The sequence below is a fragment of the Streptomyces sp. NPDC020801 genome (assembly GCF_044334385.1).
In the GTDB taxonomy this organism is placed as follows: Bacteria; Actinomycetota; Actinomycetes; order Streptomycetales; family Streptomycetaceae; genus Streptomyces.
This window is the reverse complement of the sequence record NZ_JBIRST010000040.1, coordinates 11,086-34,905: the sequence shown is the minus strand read 5'-3', so window position 1 is coordinate 34,905 and position 23,820 is coordinate 11,086. Positions and strand designations below refer to the sequence as shown.

The 23,820-nt window shown below is 73.0% G+C and carries 14 protein-coding genes; 2 read left to right on the top strand and 12 right to left on the bottom strand.

All coding sequences use genetic code 11. The features are described 5' to 3' along the window. Positions 1-43 precede the first annotated feature (43 nt). From ppdK to ACH4UM_RS39975, 8 genes are all read right to left on the bottom strand, one after another. The gene (ppdK, locus tag ACH4UM_RS40010) at positions 44-2,728 is read right to left on the bottom strand and encodes a pyruvate, phosphate dikinase (RefSeq protein WP_398191047.1); all 2,685 of its coding nucleotides are present in this window, start codon (positions 2,726-2,728) and stop codon (positions 44-46) included. A 15-nt stretch (positions 2,729-2,743) separates the two neighbouring features. After that, entirely contained in the window at positions 2,744-3,646 is a 903-nt protein-coding gene (locus tag ACH4UM_RS40005) for a universal stress protein (RefSeq protein ID WP_398191062.1), read from the bottom strand. A gap of 142 nt (positions 3,647-3,788) precedes the next feature. Next, the gene (gene narI / locus ACH4UM_RS40000) at positions 3,789-4,556 is read right to left on the bottom strand and encodes a respiratory nitrate reductase subunit gamma (RefSeq protein ID WP_398191044.1); all 768 of its coding nucleotides are present in this window, start codon (positions 4,554-4,556) and stop codon (positions 3,789-3,791) included. Then, entirely contained in the window at positions 4,553-5,215 is a 663-nt protein-coding gene (gene narJ / locus ACH4UM_RS39995; protein WP_398191041.1) for a nitrate reductase molybdenum cofactor assembly chaperone, read from the bottom strand. The genes narI and narJ overlap by 4 nt, the downstream gene beginning before the upstream one ends. After that, positions 5,212-6,912, bottom strand: a complete 1,701-nt coding sequence (narH, locus tag ACH4UM_RS39990) for a nitrate reductase subunit beta (RefSeq protein ID WP_398191038.1) — start codon at positions 6,910-6,912, stop codon at positions 5,212-5,214. The genes narJ and narH overlap by 4 nt, the downstream gene beginning before the upstream one ends. A 1-nt stretch (position 6,913) precedes the next feature. Next, complete coding sequence (locus ACH4UM_RS39985; RefSeq protein WP_398191035.1) at positions 6,914-10,648, bottom strand: nitrate reductase subunit alpha; 3,735 nt, start codon at positions 10,646-10,648, stop codon at positions 6,914-6,916. A gap of 217 nt (positions 10,649-10,865) precedes the next feature. After that, positions 10,866-11,339, bottom strand: coding sequence for a hemerythrin domain-containing protein (locus ACH4UM_RS39980; RefSeq protein ID WP_398191033.1), 474 nt, complete (start codon positions 11,337-11,339; stop codon positions 10,866-10,868). Positions 11,340-11,443: 104 nt separating this feature from the next. Continuing rightward, positions 11,444-12,697: an MFS transporter gene (locus ACH4UM_RS39975; protein ID WP_398191031.1), complete on the bottom strand. Its 1,254-nt coding sequence runs from the start codon at positions 12,695-12,697 to the stop codon at positions 11,444-11,446. Between the two features lie 282 nt (positions 12,698-12,979). Here ACH4UM_RS39975 and ACH4UM_RS39970 point away from each other — a divergent pair, with 282 nt between their 5' ends. Beyond that, positions 12,980-13,402 (top strand): pyridoxamine 5'-phosphate oxidase family protein, encoded by a 423-nt coding sequence (locus ACH4UM_RS39970; protein ID WP_398191029.1) that lies wholly within the window; start codon positions 12,980-12,982, stop codon positions 13,400-13,402. A gap of 213 nt (positions 13,403-13,615) precedes the next feature. Here ACH4UM_RS39970 and ACH4UM_RS39965 read toward each other — a convergent pair whose 3' ends face one another. The 4 genes from ACH4UM_RS39965 to ACH4UM_RS39950 form a co-directional block, all read right to left on the bottom strand. Beyond that, positions 13,616-14,698: an Acg family FMN-binding oxidoreductase gene (locus ACH4UM_RS39965; protein ID WP_398191026.1), complete on the bottom strand. Its 1,083-nt coding sequence runs from the start codon at positions 14,696-14,698 to the stop codon at positions 13,616-13,618. A 267-nt stretch (positions 14,699-14,965) separates the two neighbouring features. Beyond that, complete coding sequence (locus tag ACH4UM_RS39960) at positions 14,966-15,412, bottom strand: hypothetical protein (RefSeq protein ID WP_398191023.1); 447 nt, start codon at positions 15,410-15,412, stop codon at positions 14,966-14,968. After that, positions 15,412-18,141: a multicopper oxidase domain-containing protein gene (locus ACH4UM_RS39955; protein WP_398191020.1), complete on the bottom strand. Its 2,730-nt coding sequence runs from the start codon at positions 18,139-18,141 to the stop codon at positions 15,412-15,414. Before ACH4UM_RS39955 ends, ACH4UM_RS39960 begins: the two co-directional genes overlap by 1 nt. Further along, positions 18,138-19,589 carry a TIGR04053 family radical SAM/SPASM domain-containing protein gene (locus ACH4UM_RS39950; protein ID WP_398191018.1) on the bottom strand — a complete coding sequence of 484 codons (1,452 nt, stop codon included), beginning with the start codon at positions 19,587-19,589 and terminating at the stop codon, positions 18,138-18,140. Before ACH4UM_RS39950 ends, ACH4UM_RS39955 begins: the two co-directional genes overlap by 4 nt. A gap of 475 nt (positions 19,590-20,064) precedes the next feature. On the opposite strand from ACH4UM_RS39950, the gene ACH4UM_RS39945 reads away from it, so the two are divergent. Beyond that, positions 20,065-23,820 (top strand): nitrate reductase subunit alpha, encoded by a 3,756-nt coding sequence (locus ACH4UM_RS39945; RefSeq protein WP_398191015.1) that lies wholly within the window; start codon positions 20,065-20,067, stop codon positions 23,818-23,820.

Genomic DNA, 23,820 nt, shown 5'->3' with positions numbered 1-23,820 from the left:
GGGCGGCCGCCTGCCGGATGGTGGCGGCCGCCCCCCTACCGGGTCACCTGCTGTCGCTGGTGTCGGTGTCCCCGAGTGCCGCGCGGCCCGCTTCCAGGCGGGCGGCCGGCAGGCGGAAGGGCGAGCAGGAGACGTAGTCGAGGCCCACCCGGTGGAAGAAGTGGATGGAGTCCGGATCGCCGCCGTGTTCGCCGCAGACTCCGGTCTCCAGGCGGGAGTTGACCGCGCGGCCGGCCTCCACCGCCAGTTCGACCAGCCTGCCGACGCCCTCCTGGTCGATCGTCTCGAAGGGGGACACGCTGAAGACGCCCTTCTCCAGGTAGAGCGGGAAGAAGGAGGCCTCGGCGTCGTCCCGGGACAGGCCCCAGGTGGTCTGGGTCAGGTCGTTGGTGCCGAAGGAGAAGAAGTCGGCGACCTCGGCGATGCGTCCGGCGGTGAGCGCGGCGCGCGGGAGCTCGATCATCGTGCCGATCGGGCAGTCCAGGGCCGTGCCGGTCTCGGCGGCGACCTCCGCCAGGACGCGCTCCGCCTCGGTCCGGGCCAGACGCAGTTCCTCGACCGTGCCGACCAGGGGGATCATGATCTCGGCGCGCGGCCGGCCGCCGTCGCGCAGCCGCCGGACGACCGCTTCGGCGATGGCGCGCACCTGCATGGCCATCAGACCGGGCACGGCCAGCCCGAGCCGCACCCCGCGCAGGCCCAGCATCGGGTTCTGCTCGTGCATGCGCTCGACGGCGTCGAGCAGTTCGCGGTCGTGCGGGTCGGGGTGTGCGCTGCTCGCCAGGCGGACGGCCAGTTCGGTGCGGTCGGGCAGGAACTCGTGGAGCGGCGGGTCGATCAGCCGGATGGTCACCGGCAGCGCGTCCATCGCCTCCAGGATGCCGGTGAAGTCGGCGCGCTGCAGCGGCAGCAGGGCCGCCAGGGCGCGCTCGCGCGCGGTGTCGTCGCGGGCCAGGATCATCGCCTCGACCAGTTCGCGGCGTTCGCCGAGGAACATGTGCTCGGTACGGCACAGGCCGATGCCCTGGGCGCCGAGGGCGCGGGCGCGGACGGCGTCCTCGGGGGTGTCGGCGTTGGCGCGGACCTGAAGGCGGCGTACGGCGTCGGCGTGCGCGAGGGTGTCCAGCACGGCCGCGGTCAGCTCGCCGGTGGCCTCGCCGGTCTCCAGGGCGCGGCCCACGTCGGAGGCGGTGAGCGGCAGGGCGCCGAGGTGGACGGTGCCGGCGGTGCCGTCGACGGAGACCGTGTCGCCCTCGCGGACCACGACGCCGGTGTCGGTGGTGAACCGCCGCTCGGCGGGGTCCACGGTGAGGGACTCGGCGCCGCAGACGCAGACCTTGCCCATGCCGCGGGCGACGACGGCCGCGTGGCTGGTCTTGCCGCCGCGGCTGGTCAGCACGGCCTGGGCGGCGATCATGCCGGGCAGGTCGTCGGGGGTGGTCTCACGGCGGACCAGGACCACGTCCTCGCCGTTCGCGGCGCGGCGCTGCGCCGTCTTCGGGTCGAAGACGACGATGCCGACCGCGGCGCCGGGTGAGGCGGGCACGCCGTGGGCGAGCGGGGCGTCGGTGGGGCGGACGTCGAAGCGGGGGAACATCAGCCGGGTGAGCTCGGCGCCGTCCACGCGGGCCAGGGCTTCGTCGGCGGTGATCGCGTGCTCCTCACGCAGGTCGTGGGCGATGCGGAAGGCGGCCTGGGCGGTGCGCTTGCCGACCCGGGTCTGCAGGATCCACAGCCGGGCGCGCTCGACGGTGAACTCCACGTCGCACAGGTCCCGGTAGTGGGCTTCCAGGGTCCGCAGGTGGTCGCCGAGTTCGGCGTAGGAGCGGGGGTCGATCCGCTTCAGCTCGTCCAGCGGTACGGCGTCCCGGACGCCCGCGACGACGTCCTCGCCCTGCGCGTCGGGCAGGTAGTCGCCGTACACGCCGCGGGCGCCGGTGGCCGGGTCGCGGGTGAAGGCCACGCCGGTGCCGGAGTCGGGGCCGAGGTTGCCGAAGACCATGGCCTGGACGTTCACGGCGGTGCCGAGGTCCTCGGGGATGTGCTCGCGGTGGCGGTAGACACGGGCGCGTTCGCCGTTCCAGGAGTCGAAGACGGCGCGGATGGCGCGCTGCAGCTGCTCGGCCGGGTCCTGCGGGAAGTCCTCGCCGGTCTCGCGGCGGATGATCCCCTTGAACTCCTCGGTGAGCAGGGCGAGTTCACCGGCGTCCAGGTCCTGGTCGGTGGTCACGGACCGCTTGGCGCGGTGCGCGGCGATGGCGTCCTGGAACAGGTCGCCGTCGACCCCCATCACCGTGTGACCGAACATCTGCACGAGTCGCCGGTAGGAGTCCCAGGCGAACCGCTCCTGGCCGGAGGCCTTGGCCAGTCCGTGCACCGAGGCGTCGTTGAGGCCGATGTCGAGGATCGTCTCCATCATGCCGGGCATGGAGAACCGGGCACCGGAGCGGACGGAGACCAGCAGCGGGTCGTCGGCGGCGCCCAGGTCCCGGCCCATGGCCCGCTCCAGGTCCGCCAGCGCGCGGGCCGTCTCCACGGCCAGTTCCGGCGGCTCCTCGCGGGCGGCGAGGTACACCTTGCAGGCCTCGGTGGTGACCGTGAACCCGGGCGGGACGGGCAGTCCCAGCCGGGTCATCTCGGCCAGGCCCGCGCCCTTGCCGCCCAGCAGGCCTGCCATGTCCCGGCTTCCCTCGGCGAAGGGGTACACATACGTCGTCGGCGCGTTCATCTGTGCCGGGTCCTCTCACTCGTGGGGGACGACGGCCACGGGGCAGCCGACGTGGTGGATGGCGGCGTGGGTGACGGGACCGGTGCGCGGGCCGGCCGGACGTCCGGCGGGGCGGCGGCCGACGACGAGCAGGCTCGCCTGGGAGGCTGCCCGCACCAGCGCGGTGGTGGGCTTCTCCCGTACGACCGTCTCCACGACCTCGACGTCGGGGTACTTCTCCCGCCACACCTGGAGGACGGCGGACAGGAAGCCCTGCCACTCCTCGGCCCGCCACGGTGCGTCCACCAGCGCGATCTCGCCGGGACCCAGACCCAGCGCGGAGGGCTGCTGCCAGGCGTACACGGCGCGCAGCCGGGCGTGGCGCAGCCGGGCCTCCTCGAAGGCGAACTCGATCACCTCGTCGCACGGGACGGCGACGTCCAGGCCGAGCACCACGTCCCGGTAGCCGGTGCGGGTGGAGGCGGTGCCGTCGGCCGCCGGAAGGTGTTCGTCCGCGGCCTCCTCGCCGGCCCGCACCAGGACGACCGGGCAGTTGGCCCGGGCCACGGTGCCCAGGGCGACGGAGCCCACCAGGAAGCCGGTGAAGCCGCTCAGTCCGCGCGAGCCCAGCACCAGCAGGCCGGCCTGCTCGGCCGCCCTCAGCAGGGCCGTGGTGGCCGGTCCGAGGACCTGCTCCTCCTCCAGGCGCACACCGGGGCAGGCACCGTGGACCCGGTCCTCCGCCTGGCTGAGCACCTGCCGGGCCACGTACCGCTGGGCCGCGTCGGCCTGCGCGCCGTCGCTCGGGCGGGGGTGCCAGTTCCAGGCGTGGAACAGCCGCAGGTTCCGCCCGCGGCGCTCGGCCTCGCGGGCCGCCCACTCGGCGGCGGCCAGACTCTCCTCGGAACCATCGACTGCGGCGACGACGGGCGACAGCATGACGCGCACCTCCTGCGCTCGATCCACTACCGCAAGCGTCCCGCCACGCGGTGTGCACCGGCAGGGGCCGCCCGGGCTCGGTGCCGGGCCGTTCGGCCCCGTCTCCGGTCCGCCACGCGCGGTAGTCGGCCGGTGGACGTCCTCAGCCGACGCGTTCCCAGCCCTGGCGCGGCGACCTGGCGCCCAGCTGGGTGTCGCGGCTGCGGTAGACGATGTAGGGGCGGGTGAGGTAGCCGAGCGGTGCGGTGAGCACGTGGACCAGGCGGGTGAAGGGCCAGAACGCGAACAGCAGCAGTGCGCTGACGGCGTGCAGCTGGTACAGCAGCGGCGCGCCGCTCATCAGGTCCGGGTCCGGTTGCACGTAGAAGATCGAGCGGAACCAGGGGGAGATGGTCTCGCGGTAGTTGTAGCCGGCGCCGACGATGTTGGCGTCGATGGTCGCGGCCAGGCCGAGCACGATGGTCGCGGTGAGCGAGACGTACATGGCCTTGTCGTTGCGGGTGGTGGCGGAGAAGACCGGGCCGACGGTGCGGCGCCGGTAGACGAGGATGGCCAGTCCGCCCAGCGTGCACACGCCCGCGACGGTCCCGAGGCCGACGGCCACCACGTGGTAGGCGCTCTCCCCGATGCCGGCCGCCGCGGTCCAGCTCTCGGGCACGATCAGGCCCATGACGTGGCCGAGCAGCACGATCAGGATGCCGAAGTGGAAGAGCGGGCTGCCGATGCGCAGCAGCCGGTTCTCGTACAGCTCCGAGGAGCGGGTGGTCCAGCCGAACTTGTCGTAGCGGTAGCGCCAGATGTGCCCGAGGACGAAGACGGCCAGGGACAGGTAGGGCAGGACCACCCACAGCAGGATGCCGCCCGTGCCGGCCTGGGCCGCCGTGGTGACGGACTGCGCGGGTGCGGTCATCGCGGGCCTCCTGCGGGGTCGGGCATGTACTGCGGGGGCGTGTACGGGGCGAGCCCGACCTGTTCCTCGGGCGGCCCCTCGGCGGCGAGCCGGGCGACGGCCTGCTGCTCGTCGCCCTTGAGCGGGGGCAGCGTGGCCGAGACGGACCGAAGGACGGAGGCCCACGCCGAGTCCTCCGCACGCAGGGCCATGCGCAGCAGCTCCAGACCCGCGCGGTGCTCGGTGAGCAGGCGGTGCCCGGCGGCCGGGTCGGCGGCCGCGAATTCCAGTACGACGGCGAGGTGGTCGGGCAGTTCGTCGTCGGCCAGGCGCAGGCCGGCGGCGGCGTAGGCCTGCTTGAGGCGGAGCAGGGCGACGCCGCGCCTGCGGGTGTCGCCGTGCGCGTAGTAGGTGAGGTAGGGGCAGCAGCGCTTGCGGTGGTCGAAGGTGGTGACGTAGGCGGCGGCCAGCTCGCCGGCCGGGGTGCGCTCGGCATGGGCGGTGAACGCGAGCAGGGGCTCGCCGACCGGGCCGGGGAATGCGGGGGCGGCGCGGCGGGCCAGGGCCAGCCGCTCGGGGAGCTGCTCGTCCGGGTAGGCCAGCAGCAGGGACTGCAGCTGCCAGGCGTAGGGGTGCCAGGGCTCGGTGCGTGCCGTAGCGGGCCTGAGTTTGCGTCTCATCGTTTGGGCTCGGCCTCCCCGCCACTCTCGGTGCCGTTGTCGTCCTCGGGCGTCCGCGACGGGAACAGGCCGGGCGGTGAGCCCTTGCCGTCCCAGTTGAGGAGGTTGACGCGGGTGTCCTTGCCGACGGGAGCGGCCGGGGTGTCGGAGGTCTGCCGGTCGCGCAGGGCCTGGTAGCTCTCCACGGCGATCGGCGCGGCGCCGCCGGAGGTCTCGCCGAAGGGGCCGGAGCCTCCCATGCCGGGACCGCCCTCGTAGTCCAGGCTGCACTCGGTGGCCAGCTCCTCCAGGTGGTGTGCCTGTTCGGCGTGCGCGGGCGGGATGACGTACCGCTCGTCGTACTTGGCCAGCGCCAGCAGCCGGTACATGTCGTACATCTGCTCCTCGCCCATGCCGACCTGCGCCGGGATGGCGGCGTCCGGCTCACGGCCGAGGTTGATGTCGCGCATGTAGGACCGCATGGCGGCCAGCCGGCGCAGCACGGCGTCCACCGGCCCGGGGTCCCCGGCGGTGAACAGCTGGGCGAGGTAGTCGACGGGGATGCGCAGGGCGTCGACGGCGGCGAAGAGGTTGCGGTGGTCCTCGGCGTCCTCGCCGGTGTCGCGGACGGCGTCGACGACCGGGGAGAGCGGCGGGACGTACCAGACCATGGGCAGGGTGCGGTACTCCGGGTGCAGCGGCAGGGCCACCTTGTAGGTGTTGATCAGCGCGTGCACCGGGGAGCGCCGGGCGGCCTCGACCCAGTCCCGGGGGATGCCGGCCCGCTCGGCCTCGGCGGCGACCTGCGGGTCGTCGGGGTCGAGGAAGACGGCGCGCTGCGCCTCGTACAGGTCGGTGTCGTCGGGGGTGGAGGCGGCCTGAAGCACCTTGTCGGCGTCGTAGAGGACCAGGCCGATGTAGCGCAGCCGCCCGACGCAGGTCTCGGAGCAGACGGTGGGCAGGCCGACCTCGACGCGCGGGAAGCAGAAGGTGCACTTCTCGGCCTTGCCGGTGCGGTGGTTGAAGTACACCTTCTTGTACGGGCAGCCGGTCACGCACATCCGCCAGCCCCGGCAGCGGTCCTGGTCGACGAGGACGATGCCGTCCTCCTCCCGCTTGTAGATCGCGCCGGAGGGGCAGGAGGCCGCGCAGGACGGGTTGAGGCAGTGCTCGCAGATCCGGGGCAGGTAGAACATGAACGTCTGCTCGAACTCGAGCTTGATCTTCTCGGAGATCTCGCCGAGCAGCACGTCCTTCTCGCCGTGCCGGTCCGAGCCGCCGAGGTCGTCGTCCCAGTTCGCCGACCAGGAGATCTTCAGGTCCTTGCCGGTGAGCAGGGACTTGGGACGGGCGACGGGGGTGTGTTCCTGCAGCGGGGCGTTGGTGAGCGTCTCGTAGTCGTAGGTCCACGGTTCGTAGTAGTCGTGCAGCGACGGCAGCACCGGGTTGGAGAAGATGGTGATCAGCTTCTTGAACCGGCCGCCGGCCTTCAGCGCGAGCCGGCCGCGCTTGTTCAGCTCCCAGCCGCCGCGCCACCTGTCCTGGTCCTCGTAGCGGCGGGGGTAGCCCTGGCCGGGGCGGGTCTCCACGTTGTTGAACCACACGTACTCGACGCCGGTGCGGTTGGTCCACGCCTGTTTGCAGGTGACCGAGCAGGTGTGGCAGCCGATGCACTTGTCGAGGTTCATCACCATCGCCATCTGGGCCATGACGCGCATGTCAGTACGTCACCTCCTGGTCGCCGCGGCGGCGGATCACCGTCACCTCGTCGCGCTGGTTGCCGGTCGGGCCGAGGTAGTTGAAGGCGTAGGACAGCTGGGCGTAGCCGCCGATCAGGTGGCTCGGCTTGACCAGCAGCCGGGTGAGGGAGTTGTGGATGCCGCCGCGGCGGCCGGTGGTCTCGGTGCGGGGCACGTCGATCAGCCGGTCCTGTGCGTGGTACATGTACACGGTGCCCTCGGGCATCCGGTGCGAGACGACCGCGCGGGCGGCGACGACGCCGTTGCGGTTGACCGCCTCGATCCAGTCGTTGTCCCCCACGCCGATCTTCGCCGCGTCCTTCGTGCTCATCCAGATGGTGGGGCCGCCCCGGGACAGCGACAGCATGAACAGGTTGTCCTGGTACTCGGAGTGGATGGACCACTTGTTGTGCGGGGTGAGGTACCGCACGGTCACACCGAGTTCGCCCGTCTCGCCGAGCCGTGGTTCGCCGAACAGCGTGTGCATGTTCAACGGGGGCCGGTAGACGGGGAGTTGTTCGCCCAGCGCGGTCATCCAGTCGTGGTCGAGGTAGAAGTGCTGGCGGCCGGTGAGGGTGTGCCAGGGCTTGCCGCGTTCGACGTTGACGGTGAAGGGCGAGTAGCGGCGGCCGCCGGTCTCCGAGCCGGACCACTCCGGGCTGGTGATGACGGGCACGGGCGCCGCCTGGGTGTCGGCGAAGGTGATCCGCTTGCCCTCATGCTCGGCGGCCAGGTCGGCCAGTCGGGTGCCGGTGCGGGCCTCCAGCGCGTGGAAGCCCTGGGTGGCCAGGTGGCCGTTGGTGGTGCCGGACAGGGCGAGGATGGTCTCGCAGGCGTGCACGTCCCGGGCGAGCGCGGGCCGGCCGTCGCCCGCTCCCCCGCGCACCGTGCCGTTCTTGTGCCGCAGGTAGTCGAGTTCGCGTTCCACCTTGAAGGTGACGCCCTTCGTGGTCGCGCCCAGCGAGTCCAGCAGCGGGCCGAGGGCGGTCATCTTCTGCGCCACGGCCCCGTAGTCGCGCTCGACGGTGACCAGCTTGGGCATGGTGCGACCGGGCACGGGCTCGCACTCGCCCGCCTTCCAGTCCCGTACCCGGCCGTGCGGGTTGGCCAGTTCGTCCGGGGTGTCGTGCAGCAGCGGGGCGGCGACCACGTCCTGGCGTACGCCGAGATGGGTGGCGGCGAGCCGGCTGAACTCCCGGGCCAGGGTGTTGAAGGCGTCGAAGTCGGTGCGGGTCTGCCAGGGCGGGGCGATCGCCGGGTTGAAGGCGTGCACGTAGGGGTGCATGTCGGTGCTGGACAGGTCGTGTTTCTCGTACCAGGTGGCGGCCGGCAGCACCACGTCCGAGAAGACCGTCGTGCTGGTCATGCGGAAGTCCAGCGTCAGCAGCAGGTCCAGCTTGCCGACGGGGGCCTCCTCGCGCCACACCACGTCCCGGGGCCGGGCCCCGGGCGGCGCCTCGGTGGCGTTCACCGCGGAGTCGGTGCCCAGCAGATGCCTGAGGAAGTACTCGTTGCCCTTGGCCGAGGAGCCGAGCAGATTGGCCCGCCAGACGGTGAGCACACGGGGGAAGTTCCGGGGCGCGTCCGGGTCCTCGCCGGCGAACGCGAGCCGCCCGGCCTTCAGTTCCTCCACCACGTGCTCCCCGGCCGGGCGCCCGGCCGCCGCCGCCTCGTCGGCGAGGTCCAGCGGGTTGCGGTCGAAGGTCGGGTACGAGGGCATCCAGCCCATCCGGGCGGAGGCGGCGATCACGTCCGCGGTGGCCATCCCGGCGAACGGGCCGCCCGCTCCGGCCGCCGCGAGGGTGTCGGCGGAGAACGGGTCGTAGCGGAACTGGTCGCTGTGCAGATACCAGTACGCCGTCTGGATCATCTGCCGCGCCGGGCGGTTCCAGTCGGCGGCGGTCGCCAGCGCCGAGTAGCCGGTCAGCGGCCGGACCTTCTCCTGGCCGACGTAGTGCGCCCAGCCACCGCCGTTGACGCCCTGGCAGCCGGTCAGCGTGGTCAGGGTGAGGAAGGCGCGGTAGATGGTGTCGGAGTGGAACCAGTGGTTCGTGCCCGCCCCCATCACGATCATCGAACGGCCGTGGGACTCCTCGGCGTTGGCGGCGAACTCCCGCGCGATCCGGGCCGCCCGGGAGGCGTCCACCCCGGTGATCGCGGCCTGCCAGGCGGGGGTGTACGGCTCGTCGGCGTCGTCGTAGGAGGTGGGCCAGCGGCCGGGCAGGCCGGGGCGGGACACGCCGTACTGGGCGAGCAGCAGGTCGTAGACCGTGGTCACCAGGCGCCCCGCGATCCGCCGCACCGGGACGCCGCGCCGAAGCAGGCCCGCGCCGCCGTCGGGGGCGTCGAAGCGCGGCAGCTCGACCGGCACGGGCCTCTCGCCTCCGCCGTCGGCCGACAGCAGCGGGTCGATACCGCCGAGGTCCAGGTTCCACTTCCCGGCCCCGCCCTCCCCGAACCGGTCGCCGAGGGTGCCGTTCGGGACGACCGGAGTGCCGTCCGCGTCCAGCAGCACCGTACGGAACTCGGCGTGCTCCGCGCTCGCGTGCGTCCCGCCCAGGTCGGCGGCGGTCAGGAACTTCCCGGGCGCGTACGTGCCCGTCCCCGGCTCGCGCTCGTCGAGGGCGACGAGGAACGGCAGGTCGGTGAACCGCTTGACGTAGTCCTCGAAGTACGGGGTGCGGCGGTCGACGAAGAACTCCTTGAGCACCACGTGGCCCATGGCCATGGCGAGGGCCCCGTCGGTGCCGGGCTGGGCGGGCAGCCACTCGTCGGCGAACTTGACGTTGTCGGCGTAGTCCGGGGAGACCGCCACCACCTTCTGGCCGCGGTAGCGGGCCTCGGCCATCCAGTGCGCGTCCGGGGTCCGTGTCACCGGCAGGTTGGAGCCCCACATGATCAGGTAGCCGGCATCCCACCAGTCCCCGGACTCCGGTACGTCCGTCTGGTCGCCGAAGACCTGCGGGGAGGCGACCGGCAGGTCGGCGTACCAGTCGTAGAACGACAGCATCACGCCGCCGAGCAGCGAGTAGAAACGGGCCCCGGCGGCGTGCGAGACCATCGACATCGCCGGGATCGGCGAGAACCCGGCCAGCCGGTCGGGTCCGTACTCCTTGATCGTGTGCACATGCGCGGCGGCGACCATCTCCACCGCCTCGTCCCAGGTCGCCCGCACCAGGCCGCCCTTGCCGCGCGCGGCCTTGTAGCGGCGGGAGCGCTCGGGGTCGCTGACGATGTCGGCCCAGGCCGCGACCGGGTCGCCGAGCCGGGCCTTCGCCTCCCGGTACATCTGCAGCAGCACGCCGCGCACATACGGGTAGCGCACCCGGGTGGGCGAGTAGGTGTACCAGGAGAAGGCGGCGCCGCGCGGGCAGCCGCGCGGCTCGTACTCGGGGCGGTCGGGGCCCACCGAGGGATAGTCGGTCTGCTGGGCCTCCCAGGTGATGATGCCGTCCTTGACATACACCTTCCACGAGCAGGATCCGGTGCAGTTCACGCCGTGGGTGGAGCGGACCACCTTGTCGTGCGACCAGCGGTCCCGGTAGAAGTCGTCCGCCTGCCGTCCGCCCTTTCTGTGCAGGGTGCGCAGGTCCTCGGAGACCTCCGCCCGGGTGAAGTACCGGCGGGATCGCACCAGGGCGTCCGTCAGCTCATTGTCCAGTCCGGCCCGTCGTGCCGCCGTCCGCTCCGACACCGGATCCGTCTCCGTGGCCACCGCGCCGCTCCCTCCCGGGGGTCTCGCCCGCCGGTTGCCCGCTTCAGTCCGCCCGTCTCGGTCCGCTCGCCTCGATGGTTGAGCAAGCCACTACCTGACCTACCTCAAGCACCGCACTCCACACCAGCAAATCCGAAACTCAGTCTGCCGGACACCCGTACGTGCCGCCCGGCGGCGAACTGCGCCGGGCGGCACGGGAACGGACGGGACGTGACGGTCAGGGCGACGGCTGGGGTGCGCGCGGGGTCACTCGGGCGCGCGCCGCCTCGACGGCCTCCCACTGCTCGGTGCTCAGGAAGGCCAGCGCGGCGGGGAAGACGCCGTCCTGCTCCTTCAGGATGTGCTCGCGCAGCAGGGCCAGCATCTCCAGCAGCCGTCCGGGCCAGGCGGGGTCGGCCGGGACCGAGTCGCCCGCCTCTTCCAAGACCGCCTCGATCAGGCGGTGCTCCTCCTCCAGTGCGGCGATCTTCTCCGGGAAGTCGGAGACCAGGGCGGGGAACAGACCGTGCTCCTCCACCTCGGTGTGCGGGCCGAGTACGGCGGTGATCTCCCGGGCCAGCTCGGCCATGCGGGTGACATCGCCGTCCCGGTGGGCCTCCCGCACCAGGCCGATGAGGTTCACCACCGTCTCGTGCTCACGGGTCAGCTCGTCGATCGATGCCAGGCTCTGGCAGCCGCAGTACTCGCACATCGGGTGTTCTCTCCTCCTGATCGGCCTGATTCGCCTCGTCCGCCCGATCGGGCTTGTCCGCCCGCCGGGTCGGCCCGGATCGCCCGGTCGTCCTGGGCCGGGGGTCAGTGCGGCTGCGGCCGGGCGACGCGGCGGTGGCTGACGGCGCTGCGGACGCCGGTTCCGGTGAAGGTCAGTGCGGCGGCCGCGACCACGCCCAGCAGGAGCAGGCCGATCGCGTACGAGCCGTAGGCGCCGTACAGCGAGCCCATCACCAGGGGCGGCAGGAAGCCGCCCAGACCACCGGCCGCACCCACGATGCCGGTGACCGAGCCGACCTGGTTGGCCGGAGCCAGCAGGGCCACCAGGGCGAAGACGGCGCCGCTGCCCGCGCCGAGCGCGGCGGCCATGGCGAGGAACGCGATCGTTCCGGTCGGCGCCAGCGTCGGGGTCAGGGACTGCACGAGGGCACCGACGATCACCACGCCCAGCGCCACCGCGAGCACGCGCACCGGGCCGATACGGTCCGACAGCCAGCCGCCGACCGGCCGCATCGCCACGGCCAGCAGCACGAACCCGGCCATCCGGTTCGCGGCGTCCGCCTGCTCCAGGCCGTAGCCGGTCTTCAGGTAGGTGGGCAGGTAGACGGAGAAGGCGACGTAGCCGCCGAAGCAGACCGCATACAGCGCCGAGGCCTGCCAGGTGATGCCCAGCTTGCAGACAGCGGCCAGCCGGCGGCCCAGGGGCTCGGACGGCACCGTGCGTCCGGGTGCGTCCCGCAGCACCAGTGCGGCCACGACCGCGTAGACGGCGAGGCACGCCGCGGTGATCAGGAATGGGTTCGCCATGCCGTTGGCCTTGACCAGCTTCACCGTGGTCAGGGCGCTGATCGCGGTGCCGCCCATGCCCATGCCGAAGATGCCGATCGCGAAGCCGCGCCGCTGCGGCGGGAACCAGGCGTTGACGAAGGGCACCCCGACCGCGAACGCGGTGCCGCCGATGCCCAGGAAGAACCCGCCCAGCAGCAGCGCCGCCAGCGAGTCGTGCCCGGCCAGGCCCAGATAGAGCACCGGGACGATGGTCGCGGCCGACACCAGCGGGAACATCACGCGGCCGCCGAACCGGTCGGTCAGCGCCCCCACGGGTATGCGCCCCAGTGAGCCGACCACGACCGGCACCGCCACCAGCAGTGACTGCTGGAACGAGGACAGGTCCAGGCTGTCCTTGAACCGCGGGCCCAGCGGGCTGAGCAGCGCCCAGGCCCAGAAGTTCACGGCGAAGCCCACCGTGGCCAGCGCCAGCATCAGCCATGCCCGCCCGGACACGGGAGCGGCGTCCGTCGCCTGCATGTCCTTCTTGTTCTTCGACGGCTCCAGCATGCCGCCTGTCCCTTCGCTCTGTGGTACGGCAACGGGTTCCCACCCGAACCGCGGGCTTCTGATTCACCAACCAGCCCGATTGCCACTATCCGCACCCGGGTACTCCGCCGAGGAGGGGCCGACGGTCCCTGTGCCCGGCCCCACGGTCCCCCGCCGCCGGCCCGGCCGTCCCCGGTCCGATGGGCCAGGAGTCCCGGCGACGGGGCACGGACGCGCGCGGCGGGGCAGATGTGGGCCGACCGGCCCTAACGGCGGTGCGCGGTGCCCCGCGACGATGGGGGGATGTTGCAGAACGACAGCTTTCGCTCGATGGACCGGCAGGAGTGCCTGCGGCTGCTCGCCAAGGTGCCGGTCGGTCGTGTCGTGTACACCCGGCACGCCCTTCCCGCTGTACTTCCGGTGAACTTCGCCCTGGACACGGACTCGTCCGTGCTGCTGCGCACCTCGGCGGGATCGGACCTCGTGCGGGCCGTCGACGGATTCGTGGTCGCCTTCGAGGCGGACGAGTTCGATGCCGAGAGCCGGTCCGGCTGGAGCGTGGTCGTCACCGGACGGGCCACCCTGGTCACCGATCCCGCCGAGCACGAGCGCCTGATGCGGACCGGGCCCCGCTCCTGGATGCCCATCCAGGAGGACGTCTTTCTCCGCATCGAGTCGGCGATGGTCACGGGACGGGAACTGACGGATCTGCACGGCACCGGCTGAGCCCTCCGGGTGAGCCGTGAGCCCACCGGGTGAGCCGCCAAGTGGCCGGACGCCAAGTGGTGAGCCGGCAAGTGGTGAGCCGGCAAGTGGTGAACAGCCATGTGGTGTACAGCCATGTGGTGTACAGCCATGTGGTGAGCCGGCCGGGCCGTCGGGCCGACCGGCTCCTGTCCGGCCGGCTCCTGTCCGACGGGCCGCGACGGCCCGGGTGACTCACCCGGAGTTCCGCGTGTCCTCCTCCGCCTCCCTGTGCCAGGCGTCCCCGTCCGCGTCCTGCGTGTCTTGCTGTGAGTGCGAGAGGGGCGGGACGGGACGGGTCTCGGGGTGGGTCTGCGGCAGGGCGGTCGCGCGTGGGGTGCGGCCGCCGTCCGGGCCGTAGCCGAAGCGGATCAGCAGATGCGGGCAGCAGCGGTGCCGCGGTCCGGCCATCGCCGCCCGCAGGTCCGGCCACTCCATCCCCTGGTGCAGCATCGAGGTGCGCACCCCGTGCCGCGTGGCCACCAGCAGCGCGCGCTCCAGCGCCTGCCCGGCCCGCAGCCAGTCCACCCGCCGGTCCAGCGGGGTCCACAGCAGGGCCACCTGCGCGTGCCGTTCGAAGCGCAGGGCGGGCAGGCGCAGTCCGCGCAGCGGGCCGGTGAAGTCCCGCATCGGCATCCGCCCGGCCGGGTCCCTGGGGCCCAGCGAGGTGAGCGGAATCCCGTAGGGGACGTGCGCGTCCGGGACGGTGACCCAGGTCCGCGCCTCGGCCGCGCGGGCCGGATCGGCGGCGTTGCGCGCCTCGGCCAGCGCGGTCAGCCGCAGCAGGCGCCGGGTTCCGGCGATGTCGGGGACGTCCAGGTGCGCGCCCTCGACCCGCGCCGCCGTGACCATCTCCGCCACGATGTGGTCCGGCACCGGCCGGCCGGTGAACGGCATCCGGCTGGTGTGACGTCGTGCGACGGCCTCGTACAGGTCGCCGTCGGACGGCCACACCTCCGCCGCCGATCCCGCCAGCCGTACGGTGGCGAGCAGGTCGGGGTCGTCCGGGTCGGGCAGCAGCCGTACGACGGGGTCCCAGCCCAGGTGCGCGGCGGCCACCCGGAGGTTGAAGACGGCCGCACCCACGGACAGGTGCTGGGCGCGCAGGTACGGGTCGCTCAGCGGCAGTCGCCGTGCGCGGTCCGCGCGGACGTGGATCGAGCGGGTGTCCGCGTCCATGCCGAACCGCCACGGCTGGGTGTTGTGGATCGACGGCGCCGCCACGGCCGCGTACAGCAGGCTCTCCAGGGCAGCCGCGTCGACTTCGGGCGTCTGCATGACGGCTCCTTCCGGGGCTTTGTGGGCTCCCATTCGTCCGGTTCAACCCTCCGTCGCGGGCCCGGCGCGGGGCGAGGGCTCAGCGGTCCCTTCGCGGGGCCGCAGGTCCCGGGCCCGCGTCCGACCGGCCCGGTCGGGGATGCACCGTTCGGGGGGACCAGTCGGGTGGCCGACCGGTCTGGGGGCGACCGGTCTGGGGCGGACCAGTCGGGTGGCCCGGCCGGGTGGCCCACCGGCCGGGGGCGGACCGGTCGCACGGTGGCCGGGTCAGGTGGCGGGCAGGGCGGTGGCGAGCAGGACGACGCCGAGGGAGCCGGCCAGCGAGGCCACGGCCAGGGCCCGGGCGAGTTCGGCGCGGCCCTTGGAGTACGCCCAGCCGTGCGCGGCCGCCGCGAGCATCACCAGGACGAACAGGCCGAGCTTGGCGGCGAGGGTGCGTCCGTAGCCGGGTTCGGCGAGCGAGGCCCAGGTGACGCCCTTGTGCCGGGCGAGGGCCCAGCCGGTGCCCAGCTGCACCGGCAGGAACAGCGCCCCCGTCAGAATGCCGAACCGTCGCCCCACGTCTGCGGCGAAGCGCTCCCGGGTGTCCTCGGACAGCATCCGGCGGGACAGCGGGAGCACCACCAGCGACAGCGCCAGCTGGCCTCCGACCCAGAGCACGGCGCCGGTCACGTGCAGGAAGCGCACCAGCTGCCACAGGCCCACCCCACCCATCACTTCACCTCCACCATGCCGTGCGCCCCGGCCTCGGCACGGCGCATGTCGTGGTCGACGAACGAGTAGTGGCCGGCCTGCGGGAACACCGTCTCGACGAAGCCGCCCTGGGCCGGTGCCAGGTCCAGAGCCTGGGAACCGCCCGCGTCCTTCGGCCTGAGCAGGTAGGCGCCCTCCTTGTAGACGGTGTCGAAGACGGTGCCCACGACATGGAAGGAGACGCCGTCGCTCGGCCCGGCCGCGACCACCCAGAAGCGGACCCGCTGCCCGGCGCGCGCGGTCAGCGGCGCCTTGGCGTACTGGTCGGCGACGCCGTTGAACATCCAGGCGTCCGGGGTGTCCGCGCGCATCTTCGCGACCTGGGCGGCGCTGCCCGGTGTGCCCAGGTACAGCTCGGAGGAGACCAGCACGTACTCCTGGTCGGCCCTGGCCAGGCCGGGCGGATCGACGACGACCGCTCCGTACATGCCGTTTCCGATGTGCTGGAGCATGGGCATGGTGCTGCAGTGGTACAGCCACGCCCCGGCCCGGTCGGCGCGGAAGCGGTAGACCAGCCGCTGCCCGGGCTGGATGGTGCGCATCGGACCGTCCGGGGCGAGCGCGCCGGCGTGGAAGTCGATGCCGTGGCCCATCGTGGGGTCGTCGTTGACGAGGGTGACCTCGAAGAAGTCGCCGACCCTGCCGCGCAGGGTGGGTCCGGGGGCGGTGCCGCCGAAGGTCCACATCTGCTGCTTCACGCCCGGGGCCACCTCGACCGTGCGGTGGGAGACGTGCAGTTCGATCTTGTGCACCTTGGCGGCTGCCGCCGCGGGCAGGGCGGCGGAGCGCGGGTGCCAGCCGGCCGAGAAGCCGGCGGCGAGGTCGAGACCGGGGCTCGCCGTGGTGGTCGTGGAGTGGCCGGTGTGGCCCTGTGCGCCGCCCATGTCACCCATGTCACCCATGGCGCCCTGCATGTCACCCATGTCCCCCGTGCCGCCCGCGCCGGCCTGCGTGCCGCCCGGTGCGGTGCCGCTGACGACGATGTCCAGGGTCATGCCGGCGGCACGGTGGCCCGGCACCGTGCACCACGCCCTGCGGCCGGTGGTGACCGTGCCGAGGTCGAGGGTGCGGGACTGCCCGCCGGAGAGCAGCGAAGTGGCGGGGCCGTCCTCGACCTTGAGGTCGTGCCGCTGTGCGTCGCGGTTGGTGACCCGAAGGCGCAGGGCGGTGCCCCGGGCGACCTCGATCCGGCTCGGGACGATCCGCATGTCGCGCAGGGAGACGGCCACCGTACGGGTGGTGGTGGCGACGCCGCCTCCCGCCGGGCCCGCTGCATTGTCCGAAGTCCCGCCCGCGCTCCCGCTGTTCGCCACCAGCACCGCCAGTACGGTGACGACCGCACCCGCGGCCGTGCCGAGCAGCGCGGGCAGCGGGGACGGCGTGTCCGGCCGGTCGCGGCGGGCCAGTACGGCCACGACAGGGGCGAGGAACGCCACCACGGCCGTCGCGGCAAGCACGGTCCCCACCGTCGCGGCGGGGTCCGGCAGTGGCAGGGCGAGCAGGGCGACGGCCAGGTTGAGGGCGGCCAGCCGGGGCGCCCAGGCCCGCTCCAGCACCGCGCGGAGTCCGGCCCGCTCCTTCGGACCGCCGGACAGGACGATCGGCAGCAGATACGTCAGCGCGCCGACGAGGACCTGGGCGACGAAGCCCAGGAGGAGCAGCGGGACAAGGGTGTCGACGCCGTTCTGTGCGGCCGCCGGGGTGTGGGTGGCGAACAGGACGAGGTCGGCGGTCACCGCGATGGCCAGCCACGCGGCGGACGCGGCCAGCGTCCAGGCGGCCGCGGCCGAGACCGGCCTGCGGCCGCGCCGCACGGTGACCACGAACAGCCGCACGGCGAGTGCGACTCCGCCGGCGTAGGCGGCGAGCCCGGCCACCACCGCGGCGCGCCATACGGCCCCCGGCCCGGCCGCCAGGCCGGCCGCCGCGGCCGCCAGGCCGCCGCCGGTGAGCGCCAGCAGCCGGCGGGCCGCCCGCGTGGTGCTGTCGTGCATGCGGACGCCGAGGACGGTGGGCCAGAGCATGAGCAGAGTGCCCAGGACGGGCAGACCGATCCAGCCGAGCAGGGCGAGGTGGATGTGGGCCAGCCGCAGCCCGGAGTGCAGGCCCACGGGTGCGGTGCCGGTGCCGAGCAGCCCGCCGAGTACGGCGGCGGCGACCAGGGCCCCCGCGGCGGCCCGGTAGAAGTCGGCGATCGGGGCCAGCCGGCCGCCCAGCGCGCCCCGGCCCAGCCGTACCAGCACGACCAGGTGCGCGGTGACGGCGGTGATCAGGCCGGCGGCGGCCGTGCCGGTGAGCACGGGCAGGTCGGTCCACACGCCGAGGATCACCCCGGCCACGGCCAGGTTGACCCCGTACAGCCGCACCGCGCTCCACCGCCGGTCGGGCAGCCGGGCGTGCAGCATCGCCACCGCGAAGTGCTCGCTCCAGACGACGATCGCGCTGGTGGCCGCGCCCAGCAGGAAGAGGTGGATGGCCAGCCAGCGGGCGACCGGCAGGGTCCCTTGCGCGGTGGCCGCGAGCAGGGCGAGGCCCGCCCAGCCGGCGACCAGGATGTGCGCCCGCAGATGGCGTGCCCGCAGGGCGGACTGCTTGAAGCGGCTGGGACGGGCACCACCGCCGTCGCCCGGCTGGATGAGCGGGAGCTGTCTGCGTCCGTCCGTCCGGGGCCCGTCGTCGACTCCGCTCACGACTTTCCTCGCTGTAGTGCCCGCCGGTCGCCGTTTCCGTCGCCGTTTCCGTCGCCGTTTCCGCTGCCGTCGCCGTTTCCGTCGCCGCGCCGCGCCGCCGGCCCGGACAGCAGCTCGGCCAGTTCCCGCTGGTGCGGGAAGGACCCGGGGACGTAGCCGCACCAGGGTTCCTCGGCGTAGGGGTCGCCGGTCAGGCCGTAGGCGCGGGACCGGGAGCCGCCGCAGACCCGGCGGAACTCGCAGGAACCGCACCGGCCGCCCAGCCGGTCGGCGTCGCGCAGGCCGGTGAACAGCTCGGAGGTGCGGTAGATCTCGGTCAGCGGCCGTTCGCGCACGCTGCCCGCGCCGAGCGGCAGGAACCCGCTGGGGTGCACGGTCCCGATGTGCGAGACGAAGACGAAGCCGCGGCCGGCGTTGACGTCGAGGGGCGGCCGGCGGGCCCTGCGTCCGCCGTCGGCCAGACCCAGTTCGGCCGTCCGGTCGCGCAGCCGGCGGTAGAGCGGGCCCAGCCCGAGCACGCTCTCGTGGTCCTCGCCGCGGTCGGCGAGGATGCGCCGTTGCAGGGCGACGCGACGGAAGTGGTGGGCCTCGGTGGTCTTGGCGGGCACGGTCAGGCCGACGTCGTACACGAAGTTCAGGACGTCCTCGGTCTCCTGGGCCGTCAGTACGCCAAGTGCGGTGCCCCGTCCGGTCGGTACCAGCAGGAAGGCGCTCCACAGCATCGCGCCGTGGGCGTGCACCAGGCGCACGACGTCGGGCAGGTCGTGCAGGTTGTGGCGGGTGACGGTGGTGTTGATCTGCACCTTCATGCCCAGGGCGCGGGCGGCGTCCCAGGCGTCGAGCGTCCAGCGGTAGACGCCGGGCACGCCCCGGAAGCCGTCGTGCAGTTCGGGGGTCGAACCGTCCAGGCTGAGCGAGAGTCCGGCCGCACCCGCCTCGTGCACCTCGCGCAGCCGCTCGGGCGTGAGCGTCGGGGTGCCCGAGGGCGAGACGGCGACGCGGACGCCGGCCTCCTTGCCGTATGCGACGAGTTCGAGCAGGTCGGGCCGCTGGAACGGGTCGCCGCCGGTGATCACGAACAGCGGGGCCGGGTGCCCGAAGGCGGCGATCTGCCGCATCAGGTCCTTGGCCGCCTCCGTGTCCAGCTCCAGGGGGTCGCGGTCGGGAACCGCCTCGGCCCGGCAGTGCAGACAGGCCAGCGGGCAGGCCCGGGTGGACTCCCAGATCACGATGAACGGCCGGTCCGCCACGTCCTGGTGCTGCCGGCGGACCACGGTCCCGCCGGTGGCCGCCTGCCCACCACCGGACACCCGCGCGCGACGTGGCGCGGGCGCGCCCGCTGCCGCCCGCCCGGCACTGTCCGCCGGTCCGTGGCCGGGTGCCCGCCCGTCGCTCTCCGCCGGCCCGGGCTCGACTGCCTGCCCGGCACGCATCACCGGTGCGTCCACGGCCGCCCGCCCGGCAGGCGCCGCCGAGCCGTCCCGGGCGGACCGCCCGGCACGCGGCGCATGGCGGTCCGCGGCCGGAAGGCCGCCGCCGGACGCCGCCCCGTTCCGGGGCGGCCGGCCCGGGGTCACCGGTGGTCCGTACGGATGTGTCCGGCCGGCCGGGAGTCAGGGCAGACATGGCCGGCGGCCGGACGGGGACCGAATCGGAGGGCGGCACATGTCGTACGCCGTGTCTGCCCCGGCCTGGGACGGGGGATGGGGCCGGGCCGGCACTGGGTGCGGTGGTACATGCGCTGCCTCCGATTCGATCAGCGCCAGCTTGCACCGCGCGGGGCGGGTCTCCGGGCCGCCGAGAGGCCCTCGCTGCAGGGCCATTGGTCCCTGACCCGGTGGGCGGGCCGGGGCCTTTGGGCTGCGGGCGGGGGGCCTTCGGCCCAAGGATCACCAGGTGGGGGGACCTCTAGCGTTCCCTGCCATGGAGAACGACGAAAACGCACGGCAGCGGGAGCCGCGTGCCGGAGAGGGCTGGCCGCTTGCCGCCCGCCGGCTGCTCACCCGTAGCGAGGTCTCCGCCGACGGGCGCGCCGTCTTCGGCGAGAACGACGGCAAGTGGGAGGGCTTCTACCGGGACCGCTGGGCCCATGACAAGGTCGTGCGCTCCACGCACGGCGTGAACTGCACCGGGTCCTGCTCGTGGATGGTGTACGTCAAGGACGGCATCATCACCTGGGAGCACCAGGCCACCGACTACCCGTCGATCGGCGCGGACTGCCCCGAGTACGAGCCGCGCGGCTGCCCGCGCGGCGCCTCGTTCTCCTGGTACACCTACTCCCCCAGCCGGGTGCGCTACCCGTACGTGCGGGGTGCGTTGCTGAAGCTGTGGCGGGAGGCCCGGCGCCGGCTCGGGGATCCCGTGGCGGCATGGGCGGAGATCACCGGGGATCCGGCGAAGGCGCGGGCGTACAAGCGGGCCCGCGGCAAGGGCGGGCTGGTACGCGCGGACTGGGACGAGGTGGCCGAGCTGGTGGCCGCCGCCCATGTCCACACCATCAAGGCCCACGGCCCCGACCGGGTGGCGGGCTTCTCGCCGATCCCGGCGATGTCCATGGCGTCCTTCGCGGCCGGCTCCCGGTTCATGTCGCTGATAGGCGGCACGCTGCTGTCGTTCTACGACTGGTACGCCGACCTGCCGGTCGCCTCGCCGCAGGTGTTCGGCGACCAGACGGACGTCCCCGAGGCGGCCGACTGGTGGAACGCGGGCTACCTGGTGATGTGGGGTTCCAACATCCCCGTCACCCGGACCCCGGACGCGCACTTCCTGACCGAGACCCGCTACAACGGCACCAAGGTCGTCGCGGTCAGCCCCGACTACGCGGACAATGTGAAGTTCGCCGACGAGTGGCTGGCGCCGCACCCGGGCACCGACGGGGCGCTGGCGATGGCCATGGGGCATGTGATCCTCCGCGAGTTCCTCGTCGACCGCGAAGTGCCCTACTTCCGCGACTACCTGCGGACGTACACCGACGCACCGTTCCTGGTGACCCTGCGCGAGAGCGCGCACGGGCTCGTCCCCGGCGGCTTCCTGACCGCCGCCGACCTCGGCGGCGAGGCCGCGAAGAACGCAGAGCACGCGAAGAACGCAGAGCAAGCCGAGCACGCCGAGGACTCGGAGAACGCCGAGTTCAAGACGGTGCTGCTGGACCGGGCCACCGGCGAGCCGGTGGTCCCGGGCGGCTCGCTCGGCTTCCGGTGGGGGGAAGCCGGGCGAGGCCGCTGGAACCTCGACCTGGAGGGCGTGGAGCCCGAGTTGAGCCTGCTGGAGCGGGCCGACGAGACGGTCGAGGTCGCACTGCCCCGGTTCGACGAAGGGGCCACCGAGGGCGGCTCGGTGATGGTGCGCGGGGTGCCCGCCCGGCGGCTCGGCGGGCACCTCGTCACCACCGTCTTCGATCTCATGCTCGCCCAGTACGGTGTGGCCCGGCCCGGTCTGCCGGGCAGCTGGCCCGCCTCGTACGAGGACGCGAGCCAGCCGTACACGCCGGCCTGGCAGGAGACCATCACCTCCGTCCCGGCCGAGCAGGCGGCCCGGATCGCCCGGGAGTTCGCCCGCAACGCCGAGCGTACGAACGGCCGGTCGATGATCGCGATGGGCGCGGGCACCAACCACTGGTTCCACTCCGACACGATCTACCGGGCCTTTCTCGCACTGACCACGATGACCGGCTGCCAGGGCGTCAACGGCGGCGGCTGGGCGCACTACGTGGGGCAGGAGAAGGTCCGTCCGCTGACCGGCTTCCAGCACCTGGCGTTCGCCTTCGACTGGCAGCGGCCCACCCGGCACATGGCGGGCACCTCCTACTGGTATCTGAACACCGACCAGTGGCGCTACGAGGCCTTCGGCCCCGACGAGCTGGCCTCGCCGCTCGGCGCGGGCCGGTTCAAGGGCAAGGCGTTCGCGGACTGCCTGGCGCAGGCCGTGCGGCTGGGCTGGACGCCGGGCCACCCCGGCTTCAACCGCAACCCGCTGGACCTGGCCGACGAGGCGGCGGCCCAGGGCCGCGAAGTCGCCGAGCACATCGTGGACGAACTGAAGTCCGGGCGGCTGCGGTTCGCCGCCGAGGACCCGGACGACCCGGCCAACTTCCCCCGGGTGCTGACCGTGTGGCGGGCGAACCTGCTGGGCTCCTCCGGCAAGGGCAACGAGTACTTCCTGCGCCATCTGCTGGGCACGGACGCGGCGGTCCGCTCCGCCGAGACCCCGCCCGGGGAGCGTCCCGAGGAGGTGGTGTGGCACGAGGAGGCCCCCGAGGGCAAGCTCGACCTGCTGGTCTCCATGGACTTCCGGATGACCTCCACCGGCCTGCTCTCCGACGTGGTCCTGCCGGCCGCGACCTGGTACGAGAAGGACGACCTGTCCAGCACGGACATGCACCCCTTCGTGCACGCCTTCACCCCGGCCATCGCCCCGCCCTGGCAGGCCCGCACCGACTACGACACCTTCCTGACCATCGCCGACCGGTTCAGTGAGCTGGCCGCCGAACACCTGGGCACCCGCACCGACGTCCTGGCCGTTCCGCTGGCGCACGACACCCCGGACGAACTCGCCCAGCCGGGCGGGGTGGTCCGGGACTGGAAGACCGGCGAGTGCGAGCCGATTCCGGGCCGGACGATGCCGAAGCTGGTCGTGGTCGAGCGGGACTACGCGGCCGTGGCGCAGAAGATCCGGGCGGTCGGACCTCTCCTGGACACCCTGGGTACGACCACCAAGGGCATCACCGTCCACCCGGACCGGGAGATCGAGGAGCTGCGGCACCGCTGCGGAACCGTGCGGGACGGGATCGCCGCCGGGCGTCCCGCCCTGGCCACCGCCACCGACATGTGCGAGGCGATCCTCGCGCTGTCCGGCACCACCAACGGCCGCCTGGCGACCGAGGGTTTCCGGGAGCTGGAGCGGCAGACCGGCAGCGAGGGCCTGGTGGAGCTGGCCTCCGAACGCGAGGCCGAGCGGATCACGTTCGCCGACACCCGCACCCAGCCCCGCTCCGTGATGACCTCGTACGAGTGGTCGGGCTCGGAGACCGGCGGGCGCCGTTACTCCCCCTTCGTGATCAACGTCGAGCACAAGAAGCCCTGGCACACCCTCACCGGCCGCCAGCACTTCTTCGTCCAGCACGACTGGATGGCCGAGCTGGGTGAGCAACTGCCCGCGTACCGGCCGCCGTTGAACGCGATCCGGCACTACGGCGACGAGCATCTGAACGAGGACGGCCGGGCGGAGGTCACGGTCCGCTACCTGACCCCGCACTCCAAGTGGTCCATCCACTCGAACTACCAGGACAACAAGTACATGCTCGACCTGTCCCGCGGCGGCCCGGTGATCTGGATGTCCAACGCCGACGCCGAGAAGATCGGCGTCAGGGACAACGAGTGGATCGAGGCGTACAACCGCAACGGCGTCGTCGCCGCCCGCGCCGTGGTCACCCACCGGATGCCCGAGGGCACCGTGTACATGTACCACGCCCAGGACCGCAACGTGAACGTGCCGAAGACCGAGGTCAGCGGCAAGCGCGGCGGCATCCACAACTCGCTGACCCGGCTGCTGCTCAAGCCGACCCACCTGGCGGGCGGCTACGCCCAGTTCACCTACGCCTTCAACTACTACGGCCCGACCGGCAACCAGCGTGACGAGGTCACCGTCATCCGCCGCCGCAGCCAGCAAGTGGAGTACTGA